Origin of the sequence: Kibdelosporangium banguiense (genome assembly GCF_017876405.1) — a bacterium.
Classification (GTDB): domain Bacteria; phylum Actinomycetota; class Actinomycetes; order Mycobacteriales; family Pseudonocardiaceae; genus Kibdelosporangium; species Kibdelosporangium banguiense.
In genome coordinates, this window is sequence record NZ_JAGINW010000001.1 from 8,609,120 (window position 1) to 8,622,519 (window position 13,400).

Genomic DNA, 13,400 nt, shown 5'->3' on the forward strand with positions numbered 1-13,400 from the left:
ACGGCGGCGCCGTTGTGGGAGTCGGGATCATGTCACCGCCGCTGGAGATCCAGGAGGGGGTTCGGCGGGCGGCGTCGCGGTGTCCGTCAGTCCGAGCGGCCCCAGAATCAGCCGCTGCGAGTGCCTGCGGGGCCGGCGCGCCCGCGGTGGGCACGGCCGTCGCCGTGCCCACCGCGGGTACCCATCTTCTGAGGCGTATCCGGGGTCCCCTCCATCGCGAGTACCGATCGTCATCGATCCTTGCGGGAAGGGCGGGTGGTGATCCTGTACCGACCGGGTCGATTGTGGATGCCGCGATCGGCGGGGATCAGGCGGTGAGGTAGGCGTCGATGATGGTTTGGACGGTGGAGTTGCCGTTGGCGTCGCTGACGGTTGCCCGCAACGACACGCTGCCGCCTGCGGCCGGGTTGGTGACCTGGATGCGGTTGTCGGTGACCTGCGCCTTGCGCCAGGTGCTGCCCCGGTCGTATGACACCTCGACGATGACCGGCTTGACGCCGGAGTACTGCGAGGTCTGCACGGTGATCGGCACGACGATGGTCTTGCCGGCCGGGCTGGTGTTGGCGACGGTCAGTTTGGGGGCGTACCGCACGGCGGCTGCCGGCAGGGTCTCGGTGACGCCACTGGCGGGGCGGGCGGAGGTGAAGGTGTAGGAGGAGGTGACCAGGGTCGACGCGGTCGAGACCATGCCCTTCCGGTTCGCGGTGCTGACCAGGTTGTAGGTCGCTTTGTCGGCGGGGACGTCGAATCCGTCGAGGTTGTCGAGGATGTCCTTGGCCGTGGCGATCTGTGTGCCGTTGCGGTAGAGGGTCGTGGCGGTGCCGGTGGTCTGGTCGTACTCGCTGGAGCCGATGTGGCCGGCTCCGTCGGAGAACGGGGAGGTCCTTCCGGAGATGGTGCTTCCCTTGCGGAACAGCGCGCCTTTGGCGGGGTCGACGAGCGGGCTGAAGACGCCGACGTTGAAACTCGCCTTGTAGTGCCCGCCCTTCTTGTAGGTCTTCGGCTGGTCCAGGTAGATCGCGTCCAGATGGAAGCCGGGGGAACGCTGGAAGACGTAGGTCTGCCAGGTGGTGGCGTCGCCCTGGACGTAGATGTCGATGGTGCCCGGCGATGGGTACTCGTTTGTGCCGGCCACGCCGACCTCGCTGTCCAGCACGGTGATCCAGGTGGTCTTGCCTGGCATCGAGCCGCCCACCGTCGTGGTGATCCGCGCGAACTCGGAGCGTTTCATGGTCCTGTGGTAGCCAGTGTAGAAGCTGCCTTGGTGCACGTCGAAGGCGTGGTACTCCGCGTTGCCGCCGCCCGGTCGCCAGGCAGCGGTCGCGTGGGAGACCATCGACAAGCCGGGTGGCGGGGGGCCGATCTGGGTGGTGTTGATGCCCTCGGGGTAGAAGTTCGAGCAGCATGCCATGTCGAGGCGGTTCTCGCCGGCAGGTGTCTCGAGGCGGAAGTCGAGGGTGATATCGGCTGCCGCTTTCTCGCCTTCGAGGGAGAAGGTGAGGGGCTTGGCGTCGCGGGCGTCGAATTTCACCGTGGTGGCCCCGGTCACCGTCAGGTATGGCTGGACCATCCAGTCCTCGCTGCGCAGCAGGTCGTTGGCGAAGTTGTAGAAGTGGGTGCTGATCGCGTACGGGCCTGCCGGCAGCCGGACGGCCTCAGTGGGGTCCAGGTAGTAGTCCTCGTAGGTTGTCAGGTTCAGCGTATGGATCTCGCCGTCCTCCGGCAGCTTGCCGTCGCGGCCGATCGCGATGGCGGACACGCCGTAGGTCTCGACTTCCACATCGACGGAACCGACGGTGCGTATGTGCTGGCTGCCGGTGGTGGCGGTGACGGCCGCGAGGAACAGGCCGGTGAGCTTCGGCACGGTGGTGTCGGCGGTGACCGTGACCGTGGTGGAACTGCCGGCCGGGATGGTCACCTTGGTGCTGCTCAGGGTGAACATGCGGTCGGGGGCGGGCCCGCCGGCGGGGTCCGTGCCGGTGGCGGCCAGGTCCAGGGTGACGTCGGTGGTGCCGGCGTTGCGGTAGGTCAGGCCGCGACTGATCGGCTTGTCGTCGTCGTGCGGGTACTCGGCGAGGCCGAAGTTCAGTGAGGCGGGCTCAGCGATGATGGTCTGCTTGACCGCGGTGGCCACGTCGAGGCGGCCGGCGCCTTGCTGGTAGGCGTTCGCCTTCGCGTTCGGCCGGGTGGAGCCGGTCAGGGCCACCTTGATCTGTTCGCCGTCCCAGGTGGGGTGCTGCTGGGCGAGGATGGCGGCGGCGCCGGCGGTGTGCGGGGTGGCCATGGAGGTGCCGGACAGGGTCATGTAGCCGTTGGACACCGGGGCGCCCTTCGCCTCCAGGATGCTGTTGGGGGCGGCGGCGGCCGTGATGGCGGCGCCGGGGGCGGTCAGGTCGGGTTTGATCGCGCGGTCGCCTAGCCGTGGGCCGCGGGATGAGAACTCGGCGAGTTCGTCCTGCTTGTTCACTGCGCCGACGGTCAGGGCGGCGTCGGCGGAGCCGGGTGAGTTGATGGTGCCTGGGAGGGGGCCGTCGTTGCCGGCGGCGACGACGAACAGCGTCTTCGACGTGGCGGACAGGTTGTTGACGGCCTCCTCGAGCGGGTCGATGCCGGCGTCGTCGTCGGCGCCCAGGCTGAGGTTGACGACGTTGGCGCCTTGGTCGACGGCCCATTGCATGCCGTCGATGAGCCAGGAGAGGTAGCCGCCGCCGTCGTTGGCGAGCACCTTGGCGTCGAGCAGCGTGGCGCCGGGTGCGACGCCTTTGTACTTGCCGCCGGAGTGCGCGCCGGTGCCGGCCGCGGTGGATGCGACGTGGGTGCCGTGGCCGAAGGCGTCGCCGTCCGGGGAGGTGGTGAAGTTCTTGGCGGCCACGATCTTGCTGGCGACGTCTTCGACATTGGCGATGCCGGTGTCGAGGATCGCGATCTTGGTTCCGGTGCCGTCGTACCCGGCCGCCCATGCCTGCGGGGCGCCGATCTGTGGCACGGATTGGTCCAGGCTGGCCTGCACGAGGAAGTCCAGGGCGATCCGGGCCACCCCGGGCGCGGCTGTCAGTGTCCTTGACTTGTCGGTTGCCGGTTGGGTGAAGGCGCGCCAGGCGGCGGTGGTGTCCTTGGCCGCGACAGTGAGCGCCTCGCCGTTGATCGATGAGAACGAGGCCGTGGGCTGGGGTACGGCGTTGCTCAGGCCCTCGGTCGCGAACAGCTGGGCGCGGGTGCCGGCGGGCTGAGCGTTCTTGGCGTACGTGACGATGATCGGCATCCGATGGGCCGCGTCGTACTGGGCCCGGCCCAGCTCGGTGACATTGAACAGGCGACGGTCGACGACACCTGTGGAGATGAGCCGCTGGGCGTCGTACGGAAGGACATAGGTGGTCTCCTTGACCTTGCGGACCTGGATCGGCACGTTGTCCCGGCCGGGGCCGTGCCGGAGCCCGGCGACCTTGCCCTGACTGTCCAGCGTGACCTCGTCGCCCGTGATGAGCGTGATCTGGCGGATCCCGGGCCCGTGGGCGGTCCCGGGATCCGGTTCGGCGGCGGCTGCGGTGGCGGGCACCGTCAGTGCGGCGACCACGGCCGCCGCCGTACCGACCGCTGTCACAGCGCGTAGCAGGCTTGTCCCTTTTCTGTGCATGGTCATCAGTCTCGGCGCCGTGGCCGACCGCGAGCTATGGGGGAAAATCCCCCAATATTCGCGTTCGCTGTTGCCCATCGTCGGTCATGGCGAGGCGGCCGGCCAGCGCCCGCCGGGTGGTCAGGCCGAGTTTGTGCAGCGCGGACCCGACATGTTTCTCCACCGTCTTCGGCGACAGGAACAGGCTGCGCGCGATCTCCTCGTTGGTGCGCCCGGCCGCCGCCAAGTGCGCCACCTCCCGCTCCCGCGGCGAGAGGGCATCGCCGTAGCCGCGGGTGCCTCCCGTGTACGGGGCGGGCAGCCGGACCTGGTGGCGGCGGGCGATGCCGCTGGCCCGGCGGGTGTCCCAGGTCGCCCCCAGCCGCCGGTAGGCCGCCAGGGCCTCCTGCAAGGGCTGATCCGCGGCCTGCCGTTCGGTCGCCAGCAGATGCACGGCCGCCTGCTCGCGCACCTGCGCCGCTTCGTACGGGCACTCCAGCCGCTCGTAGTGCCCGGCGGCCTCCAGGAAGAGATCTGCCTGCCCGGCGAGGATCCCGTACGCGTGCGGCAGCACCGCCGCGGCGAGCGGCACCTCCCGGGCCCGCAGCGGCCTGGCCCAGCAAGCGACCACGGTACGTGCCTCGTCCATCTGGCCGGCGGCGACCATCGCGGCCACCAGCGGCGGCAGGATCCGGGCGGCGGACGGCCAGACTCCCGCGGACTCGACGCTGGCGAGGGCCGGCCGCGCCGCCGCCAGGGCCGACCCGGCCTCGTCGCGCGCCACCGCCAGCCGCAGCGACGCCGCCACCGGCAGCGGGAGCAGGTCGAACTCGCCCGTGTCCCGGATCCACGCGATGACCGCCCGCAACCGCTCGGCCGCGAGTGCCAGCTCACCCCGCGCGAACGCCAGGCACCCGGCGACGACGTCCACACCGACCCGCCCCGCCTGGTAGTCGTACAGCTCCTCGGCCAGGAGGTCGGCCCGTTCGCCGAGCCCGTCCCAGCGGCCGGTGCTGTAATCGAGCAGCGCCAGGTCTGACCGGGCTCGCAGCTCCAGCCGGTGCATGCCGGTGGCCACGGCGCCCTCGACGGCGGCGGTCAGCAGGTCCCGGGCCTCGCTGTGGTGGCCGGCGTAGCCGGCGCCTGTCCCGACCGAGTCGTACGCGTTCACCTCCCGGCGTCGGCGCGGTGTCCCGCCGGTCAACTCGCTCATCTGCTCGGTGAGCTTGCGCCACTTCGGATCGCCCACGGTGGTCAGAACCATGGCGACCTTGCCGAGGATCAGCGTCTCCTGCGCCGGATCCGCCAGCTCGGGCAGCAGCTCCAGCGACCGGTACAGCCACCGCAGGTGGGTGTCCAGCGACGTCTGCGGACCACCGGACGGCGTCCCCAGGAAGACCATCGCCCAGGCCCGCAGGTCCGGCCGTTCGGTGAGCTCCCCGATCGCCTGGGCGAGCAGCCCATGGGCCCGGCGTGGGTCGTCACCGCTCTGCTCCAGCAGCAGGGCGAGCCAGAACCGCAGCTCGCCCCGGATCCGCTCGGGAAGGTCCTTTGTGGGCACGGCGAGCAGCACGTCGCGTACGTCGCGCGCGTGCAGCGCCTCCACTGCCGTCCGCGCGAGCTTCACCGCGAGCCGGCCCCGCTGGTCGGCGGTGAGCGCGGCGTGCCGCAGCGCCTCCTCCAGCAGCAGCACCGCCTCGTCGTCGTGGCCGAGCGCAATGGCGTGGTCGGCAGCACGCTCGGCAGCGACGACCCACTCGGCGACCTGGCCGGCGTGGCGCAGGTGGTGGGCCAGCTGCCCGAGCGGGGGCGGTTCCACTGTGGACAGGGCGGCCGCGGCCCGGTCGTGCAGGCGCCGGCGGCGGGTCCACGGCATGTGGTCGTACACGGCCTGCGCCGCCAGCGGGTGCCGGAACCCGATACGCGGCGTGTCGCCGTCGGGGAACTCGGCCAACAGGCCGGCCTCGACCGCCTCGTCGAGCGCGTGTGGTGCAGGGTTCGGGCTGGTGGCGACCAGCACGTCCGCCGGCATCGCGGTGTGGAGCACCGCCGCGGCCTCCACCACCGTCCGCGCACCGGGCGACAGACCGGCGGCTCGCTCCAGGATGGGGTCGCGGATGCCGGTCGGCACGTCGAGGCGCTGCAGCGCCCGCCGAGCCCAGCCGCCGCGGTGGGCCAGCTCGCCCCGTGCCCGCAGCAGCGCCAGCACCTCCTCCACCGCGAACGGCAGCCCGGAGGTCCACCGATGCAGATAGGCGGCGAAATCCGTGGAAACGCGGGGAGTGCCGAGGATGGCGCCGGCGAGCGCACCGGTCTGGCGCTCGTCGAGCAGGGCCAGCTGGTGATGGCTGCGGGTCACCGCCGCGGGCGGTTTCGCCGTCAATGCCCGTACAGTCGCCGCGGCGTCCTCACCGCGGAACGTGACCACGAGCGACAGCCACACGGGCGGCTCGCCGAGTAGGTAGCGGATGAAGTCGATGGTCTGCTCGTCCGCCCAGTGCAGATCCTCGAGGACCAGGACGAGCGCGTCGACCGATCCGAGGACCTCGACCAGGGCCCGGAACACGCGGTGCCGCTCGGCCGGCCGGTCGTCCAGCGGCGGCAACGGCGGTGGCAGCGCATCGCCGAACTCGGGCAGCAGCGGGCGCAGCGCACCGGCCAGCGGGGACAGCCGCCGGGCCGTGAGGTGCTCGCGCAGGCCGCGGATCGCCTCGATGACCGGGCCGAGCGGGAACGGCTCCCGGATCTGCCGGCAGGACCCGGTCGTGAGCAGCTGGCGGCCACCGGCCTTGCCCAGTTGTGTCCGTAACTCGGCGACCAGCCGGGTCTTGCCGATGCCCGCCTCGCCCTCGATGACGGCCACGGCCGGCGGCCGCGACACCGCCGCCGCCACCTGCGCGAGTTCCTCACCGCGTCCGACCAACGCCGGCGACACGAGCCGCCGCCCCGGCCCACCAGACTCCCGCAACCCTGACCATCCTTCCCGGCGCTGGCTTCACGCTAGCCGGGCGGGGCTCAGACATATAGGAGATCATCGCTGCGATGATCGGCGGCCCCGGCGTTTCCACAGGTCACGCCAAATCCGTTGATTTTTCCGCCAGGACTACGGGAACCCCTTCCTGGCTGAGATGCTGCGCCCGGCGGCACGCACCGAGGTCGAGCGGCTCCGCACGTTGTTCCACAGCGTCCCCCTGGTCCACGACGGCTACGGACTGGTCCAAGTCGACGTTCGCCCCGTCGAGTTTTCCTCGACCACGGTGAACTTCTCCCGGATGTGGGCGAAGGCGACGGAGTTCATGTCCTCGTCGCCGGGCTGCAGCCGGGAGGATTCCAGGTGGTGGGTGCGGGGGTACTTGCGTAACACCCTTGTTTTATAGCGGTGGTGTCAAGACAATTATCAGTACGGGGTGTATTCGCCGGTGAGCATGGCGGTGGCCAGTTCGACGCGGGAGCGGTATCCGGTGCGTTGGAACAGGCGGGACAGGCGGCCTTCGATGTTCTTCTCGGTGGTGGCCAGGACTGTGGCGACTTCGCGGTTGGTCAGGCCGTCGGCGATGAGGGAGGCGAGGAGGCGTTCGTTTTCGCTGATGGTGACGTTGCGGCCGGGGATGGTGATGCCGTGGGTGCGCATGAGGTGGCGTAGGCGGGCGCGTGGCAGGAGAGCGTCGAGGTTGCCGAATATTTCGTAGGCTTCGCGCAGTTGTGTGGGGTCGCCGATGTTGTGGGCGGCGAGGGTCATGAGGGTGTCGGCGAGTTCGTGGGGTTGTTCGCGTTCGCGGGCGAGGGTGACGGCGGCGGTGGCGGCTTGGTGATCGTGGTTGACGATGGCGGAGGCGAGTAGGTGGTTGCGGTGGGCGCGTCCGGTTCCGAGTTGTTCGGCGAGTTGGTTGAGTTCGGTGACGGAGTCGGCTGCGTCGGCGTGGGCTCCGACGGCGAGGTCGTCGAGGGCTGCTCGTAGCCAGAGTTCGTCGGTGCCGACGACGACGCCGTGTTCGTCGGCTGAGGTGAGTCCGTTGTGGACGAGCATGCGGGCGCGGGCGGGGTTGCCGAGGATGTATTCGAGGTCTGCTTCGGGGATGTTGAGCAGGTGTGGCAGGGATGCTTCGGCGATGCGGGCGGAGTCGATGACGGCGCGGGCGGCGTTGATCTGGCCGCGGGCGATGAGGATGGTGGCCATGTCGCGGCAGACCATGGTGTGGCCGAGCAGGTGGCCGAGGGTGGAGCCGGTGGCGAGGCTGAGTCTGGCGTGGGTGAGGGCGTCGTCCCAGTTGCCCGCGGCGGCGGCTTACAGGGCGCGCATGCCGGTGAGCCGGCGTTCGGGTGGTTGGCCGTGGGTGGTGAAGAGTTGTTCGGCGCGGGTGGCGTCGCCGATGAGCAGGAGGGTGCGGGCGAGGGTGTCGAGCAGGCCGGGGCGGTGGCGGTGTTCGGTGAACAGGGGGCAGTGTGTGGTGATGTCGGCGAGCATCTGTTCGTAGGCTTGGGGGCGGCCGCAGAGCATGGTGATCGCGTTGCCGATGGTGTTGCCGTAGGTGATGGCGGAGTCGTTGCCGGTCGACCAGGTGGGTCGGGTGTCGGCGAGCAGGGTTTGGGCTTCCTGCCAGCGGTCGGTGAAGCAGAGGGCGAAGGCGCGGCCGATGATCTGGTCGGCTTCGTCGCCCAGGAGCATGCGCCAGCGGTGGTCGGCGATTTCGTGGAGGGTGCGGTGGTCGCCGATGGCGCCGAGGCCGATCATGCGGATGATCTGGGCTTCTTGGAGGGCTTCGGCTGGTAGTTGGTCGGCGTAGCAGGTGACGACGGTGTTGACGGTGTCGACCGCGGAGCGGAAGTCGCTGTGGTAGCCGCAGGTGACGGCGTGCATGAACAGTGCGGTGGCGCGTTGCTGGGGTTCGGTGAGGCGGGCGGCGGCGGCTTCGAGCCAGCGTTTGGCGAAGTATTCGTCGTCGACGACGGTGGCGGTGCCGTGGGTGAGCAGGGTGGTGCCGGCTTGGTCGTTGTCGACGAGTTTGCCGGCGTTGACGAGTTGTTCGGGTAGGAAGCGGGGGTCGTCGCAGGTGGCGGTGCCGTCTTCGAGGGCGAGGACGGCCAGGCGGGCCAGTTCGTGGCGTTCGTAGGGGCCGAGGCAGGCGGTGAGACAGGTGGCCAGCAGCGGGGTGCGGAATCGCCAGGGTCTGCTGTGCAGGAGTTCGTCGGCTTCCAGGCCGGTGAGGATGTGTTCGACGTCGGTTTCGGGGATGCCGACGGCGGTGGCGATGAGTGGGATGGAGTGGTGTTCGAGGGGGTGCAGGACGGCGAGGGCTTTGATGACGGGCCAGGTGGGGGTGCCGAGGGCGCGCAGGGCGTCGAAGCCGGGGTGTTGTGGTGTGGGGGTGGGTGGCTGGTTGGTGGGGACGAGGTAGGCGTTGCGGTCGACGATGCGGAGGCTGCCTGCGCGGCGGTAGCCGTCGATGGCCAGTCGCACGATGGCGGGGATGCCGTTGCTGCCGTGGTAGAGGGTGTCGGTCATGTCCTGGACGGGTTTGGCGTGCAGGAGGTCGGTGAGCATGAGGGTGACGTCGGCTGCGTTCAGTGGGCGCAGGCGGATGAGTTCGACGGAGTCGAGTGGGGGCAGGGTGCGGGTGGTTGTGGTGTGGTGGGCGCAGACGAAGGTGATGTTGCCGCCTGCGGGGACGTTGCCCAGGGCGCGCAGGGATTCGGGGTCGGCCCATTGCAGGTCGTCGAGGAAGATCACGAGGGGGTCTTGGCGGCGGTGTCTTTCCCGGACGGCGGCGGTGAGGCCGGGTGCGTCGAGTTCGTCGGCGATGCGGGTGGCCAGGGCGAGGGGTTTGTCGCGTTCGGTGGGATGGATGGGGATGGTGAGGGTGGCGGTGTGTTGTGCGGTGATCTGGTCGCGGGCGCGGTCGAGGACGCTGCTGCGGCCGACGCCTGCTGGTCCGGTGAGGATCACGAGGGGGCGTGCGGCGGTGGTGGCGGCGCGTACGACGTAGGCGATGGCGTCGTCGCGGCCGGCGAGGCGGGGTTTGGGTTCGCCGGCTTCGGTGGCCGGCATTGTGTTGATCATCCCCGCTCCCCTATTCGGTCTCAGCGGGAACGCCGCTGCGTAGTTCGTACTGTCCGGGCTGGTGGGGTGTTCCGCTGGGGAACGGCTGGACGTTGGCACGTTCTTGCCGGTCCCGTGACACATGGCGCAGTGCGGCGGGGCGCGTCCGCTCCGGCCGCCTCGTCAAGCCATGGTCGTGACTCACGGTCCGCCTCGTCCTCCGCCTGTCCTATCAGGGCAGACTACGACGGGAGCCGGTTGTACGGCGTGTCATGCGGGACAAGGCGCTGGACTAGGGTTGTGGTCAATGGACAGCACAGCTTCCCGCCCGCTTGTCACCAGGCTCCCGGTGGTGTTCGCCGTGGCCGTGTTCGTCGTCTTGCTGGATCAGGGGACGAAGTTCTGGGCCGTGTCGGCGTTGACCGGGCAGGCTCCGGTGCCGGTTTTCGGCGATTTCCTGCAGTTTCGGCTGCTCTACAACTCCGGTGCGGCGTTCTCGATCGGTGCCGGGTCGACGTGGATCTTCACGATCATCACCGCGGTGGCGGTGGGTGTGCTGGTGAAGTTCGCGATGCAGCCGTCGTCGCGGGTTCAGGCGGTGGCGTTGTCGTTGTTGCTGGGTGGCGCGGTGACGCACCTGTTGGATCGGTTGTTCCGGGATCCGGGTTTCGCGCGTGGGCACGTGGTGGACTTCATCGACTACAACGGCTGGTTCGTGGGCAATGTCGCGGACATCGTGTTGTTCTGCGGTGCGGTGTTGTTGCTGGTACCGGCGTTGTTCGCCAGTACCAGCAACAACAACAGGGAGCAGTCAGCCCCGGACAGCTGAGTACACCTGGCCCGCGATGTCGAGTGCTTCGGCGTGGTGGCGGTAGAAGTTGACGTCGAGGTAGGCGTGGTTGATCCCGGCCTTCTCGCGGGCGAGTTCGATCCCGTCGATGATGTTCTGCACGGTGGTGCCGGGGCGTGGGTTGACGCGCAGCAGTGTGTCGAGGGTGTCGGGGTCGCGGCCGGCTTTCTCGGCTTCGGTGCGGATCGCGGTGATCCCGGCGGTGAGGAAGGCGGGGTCGAAGTCGGCGCTGGGCACCATCATGGGCATCCAGCCGTCGGCGCGGCGGCCGGCGCGGGCGAAGGACGCGGGGGCGAACGCGGCCAGGTAGACCGGTGGGCGTGGGCGCTGTACAGGTTTGAGTTCGACGTAGGTGGGCGGGATCGTCCAGTGTTCGCCCTGGTGCTGTACGGGGTTGGTGGTCCAGTAGGCGTCGAGGATGTCGAGGCATTCCTCCAGGCGGGCGCCGCGTTGTTTCATCGGGACGCCGACGGAGGCGTATTCCTCGGGTGACCAGCCGGTGCCGAAGCCGGTGATCAGGCGGCCGCCGGTGATGATGTCGGCGGTGGTGAGGAAACGGGCCAGCAGGATCGGTGGGTACCAGGGTGCGATGAGGACGTTGGTGCCGATGGTGACGCGTTGGGTGACGGTGCCGACGGCGGCGACGAGGGCCAGCGGGTCGAGTACGGAGTGGAATGCTTCGGGGATTTCGTCGGTGCCGGCGTAGCCGACGGTCGGGTTGACCGGGGCGAGGACGCGGTCGGAGACCCAGAGGCTGTCCGCGCCGAGTTCTTCGATGGCCTTGGCGTAGGCGGGAAGCTGGTCGTAGTGGTGTGCGTGGGCGCCTACCTGAGGCAAGCTGAAGCCAATTCGCATACCCGCGAACATACTGGATGAGAACTCTTAGGTGTGGAGGGAATCATCGGCAACCGTCGGGGTGTCTCGATCGCGCTGATCGTCTTGTGCCAGAGCTCGCAGGCCCTCGTCACCGGCGGCATCGCGTTGTTCCTGCCGTTGATCCGCCATGACCTGGGGCTGAGCTTCGCCCAGGGCGGCACGCTGGCGGCGGCGTCCACGTTCACCTACGCGTTGATGCAGATCCCGGTCGGTGTGCTGGCCGACCGGGTGGACACCAAGAAGATGTTCCTCGTCGGCCTGCTCGGGGTGAACATCCTGGCCTGTGGGTTCGCGGTGATCGACTCCTACGGGTGGCTGGTGGTCAACCAGGCGGTCAGTGGCGTGCTGCGTTCGATGGCGTTCGCGCCCGGGCTGATCCTGATCGGCCGCCAGTTCCCCACCGACAAGCAGGCCACGGCGATGGGCCTGTACGTGGCGGGCGGGTTTTCCTCGAGCATCGTGCTGAATCTCGTCGGTCCGCTGCTGGTGGGGCCGCTGGGCTGGCAGGGTGTGTTCCTGGTGTGCGCGGGCCTGGGTGTGGTCACGCTCGCGTTGTATTGGCTGGTCGGCAACAGCGGCACGGATGCCGTGGCCCGCAGGCAGCCGCCGCTGCGGGAGTTGCCGAGGCTGATCAGGCATCCGGTGGTGGCGGTGACCGCGGTGATCCAGTTCGTGCGGCTGGCCGCGACGCACGGCGTGATCATGTGGTTGCCGACGTTCGTGGTGGTGCAGAAGGGCTATTCGATCCAGACCGCGGGGTTCCTGGTCGCGCTGGGGGCCGCGCTCACCGCTCCGTCCAACATCATGGGCGGCTACCTGGCCGACAAGACCGGGCGGCCGCAGGCGGTGGTGGGTGTCTCGCTGGCGGTCATCGCGGCGTCGCTGGTCGGGCTGGTGCTGGTGGACTCGCTGGTGCTGCTGATCGTCATGGTCGCGGTCAACTCGGTGGTCATCCAGCTGTACTTCGGGCCGTTGTTCGCCATCCCGATCCAGTATCTCGGCCGCTCGGTGGCCGGGGCACTGAGCGGGTTCGGCAACTTCTGGGCCAACCTCGGCGGGTTCACCGCGGTCTGGGCGCTGGGCGGGCTCAAGGACGCCACGGGCACGTTCACTGCGGGATTCCTGCTGCTGGCCGGGTTGTGCGTGGTCGGGATCGGTGCGGTGCTGGTGCTGCGGAGGATCCCGCTGCCTGATCAGCTGCCGGCCAGTACACCCAGCAAGTGAGCCACGGTGTGTGCGATCGCGTCGCGGGCGGGGGCGAGGTACTTGCGGGGGTCGGACACGCTCAGGTCCGCGGCCTGGATGCGGCCGGTGAACGCCACGTTCAAGGCCGTCCCGATGTTGATCTTCACCATGCCGTGCCGGACCGCGTCACGCAGTTGCTCGTCCGGCACGCCTGAGGATCCGTGCAGGACAAGCGGCACCGGCACGGCGTCACGCAACCGCGCGATCAGGTCGTGATCGAGCGCTGCGGTGCGTGTGGTCATGGCGTGGGAGCTGCCGACGGCGACCGCCAGCGCGTCCACGCCTGTCGCCTCGACGAACTTCACCGCTTCGCCCGGGTCAGTGCGGACGCCGGGGGCGTGTGCACCGTCCTTGCCGCCGACCTCGCCGAGTTCGGCCTCGATCCACAGGCCTTGGCCGTGCGCCCAGTCCGCGGCCTTGCGCGTGGCCGCCACGTTCTCGGCGTACGGCAGGCGGGAGGCGTCGTACATGACGGAGGCGAACCCGGCGTCCGCGGCTTGACGCAGCAGGGTGTCGTCCTCGACGTGGTCGAGGTGCAGCGCGACCGGCACGGACGCCTCGGCAGCCACCGCGGCGGTCGCGGCGGCGATGGGCATCAGCCGGCCGCCGTGGAAGCGCACGCAGTTCTGGCTGATCTGCAGCAACACCGGTTTGCCGACGCTCTCCGCGCCGGCGATGACGCCCTCGGCGTGTTCCAGGGTGATCACGTTGAACGCGCCGACCCCGGCTGAGGCCCGCACAGCCTGGTCGATGATCTCCGATGTCGGCACAAGCACTGT

At 69.5% G+C, this 13,400-nt stretch carries 9 protein-coding genes; 2 read left to right on the forward strand and 7 right to left on the reverse strand.

What is annotated here, in order from left to right:
- Window positions 1-307: 307 nt before the first annotated feature.
- The 5 genes from JOF56_RS39055 to JOF56_RS39075 all read right to left on the reverse strand — a co-directional run bounded on the left by JOF56_RS39055 (window position 308) and on the right by JOF56_RS39075 (window position 9,671).
- Entirely contained in the window at window positions 308-3,634 is a 3,327-nt protein-coding gene (locus JOF56_RS39055; protein ID WP_209644438.1) for a S8 family peptidase, read from the reverse strand.
- 34 nt (window positions 3,635-3,668) lie between these two features.
- Window positions 3,669-6,581 carry a helix-turn-helix transcriptional regulator gene (locus tag JOF56_RS39060; protein ID WP_209644439.1) on the reverse strand — a complete coding sequence of 971 codons (2,913 nt, stop codon included), beginning with the start codon at window positions 6,579-6,581 and terminating at the stop codon, window positions 3,669-3,671.
- Window positions 6,582-6,818: 237 nt separating this feature from the next.
- The gene (locus JOF56_RS39065; RefSeq protein ID WP_209644440.1) at window positions 6,819-6,977 is read right to left on the reverse strand and encodes a hypothetical protein; all 159 of its coding nucleotides are present in this window, start codon (window positions 6,975-6,977) and stop codon (window positions 6,819-6,821) included.
- 33 nt (window positions 6,978-7,010) lie between these two features.
- Window positions 7,011-7,790 carry a helix-turn-helix transcriptional regulator gene (locus JOF56_RS39070; protein ID WP_209644441.1) on the reverse strand — a complete coding sequence of 260 codons (780 nt, stop codon included), beginning with the start codon at window positions 7,788-7,790 and terminating at the stop codon, window positions 7,011-7,013.
- A gap of 108 nt (window positions 7,791-7,898) precedes the next feature.
- Window positions 7,899-9,671: an ATP-binding protein gene (locus tag JOF56_RS39075; RefSeq protein ID WP_209644442.1), complete on the reverse strand. Its 1,773-nt coding sequence runs from the start codon at window positions 9,669-9,671 to the stop codon at window positions 7,899-7,901.
- Between the two features lie 286 nt (window positions 9,672-9,957).
- Here JOF56_RS39075 and lspA point away from each other — a divergent pair, with 286 nt between their 5' ends.
- Window positions 9,958-10,479, forward strand: coding sequence for a signal peptidase II (lspA, locus tag JOF56_RS39080; RefSeq protein WP_209644443.1), 522 nt, complete (start codon window positions 9,958-9,960; stop codon window positions 10,477-10,479).
- On the opposite strand, the gene JOF56_RS39085 is transcribed toward lspA, so the two are convergent.
- Entirely contained in the window at window positions 10,462-11,355 is an 894-nt protein-coding gene (locus JOF56_RS39085; protein WP_209644444.1) for a TIGR03619 family F420-dependent LLM class oxidoreductase, read from the reverse strand. The two genes, lspA and JOF56_RS39085, sit on opposite strands and share 18 nt — an antisense overlap.
- Window positions 11,356-11,388: 33 nt before the next feature.
- Between JOF56_RS39085 and JOF56_RS39090 the strand changes: the two genes are divergently transcribed.
- Window positions 11,389-12,600, forward strand: a complete 1,212-nt coding sequence (locus JOF56_RS39090; protein WP_209644445.1) for an MFS transporter — start codon at window positions 11,389-11,391, stop codon at window positions 12,598-12,600.
- On the opposite strand, the gene JOF56_RS39095 is transcribed toward JOF56_RS39090, so the two are convergent.
- On the reverse strand, window positions 12,570-13,397 hold the full coding sequence (locus JOF56_RS39095; RefSeq protein ID WP_307855458.1) for a class II fructose-bisphosphate aldolase: 828 nt from the start codon (window positions 13,395-13,397) through the stop codon (window positions 12,570-12,572). The two genes, JOF56_RS39090 and JOF56_RS39095, sit on opposite strands and share 31 nt — an antisense overlap.
- Window positions 13,398-13,400 lie beyond the last annotated feature (3 nt).

Bases quoted from the DNA above. Each gene is read 5' to 3' on its own strand.
- JOF56_RS39055 (WP_209644438.1), bottom strand. From the start codon at position 3,634: ATGCACAGAAAAGGGACAAGCCTGCTACGCGCTGTGACAGCGGTCGGT.
- JOF56_RS39070 (WP_209644441.1), bottom strand. From the start codon at position 7,790: ATGGCCACCATCCTCATCGCCCGCGGCCAGATCAACGCCGCCCGCGCC.
- JOF56_RS39075 (WP_209644442.1), bottom strand. From the start codon at position 9,671: ATGATCAACACAATGCCGGCCACCGAAGCCGGCGAACCCAAACCCCGC.
- lspA (WP_209644443.1), top strand. From the start codon at position 9,958: ATGGACAGCACAGCTTCCCGCCCGCTTGTCACCAGGCTCCCGGTGGTG.
- JOF56_RS39085 (WP_209644444.1), bottom strand. From the start codon at position 11,355: ATGCGAATTGGCTTCAGCTTGCCTCAGGTAGGCGCCCACGCACACCAC.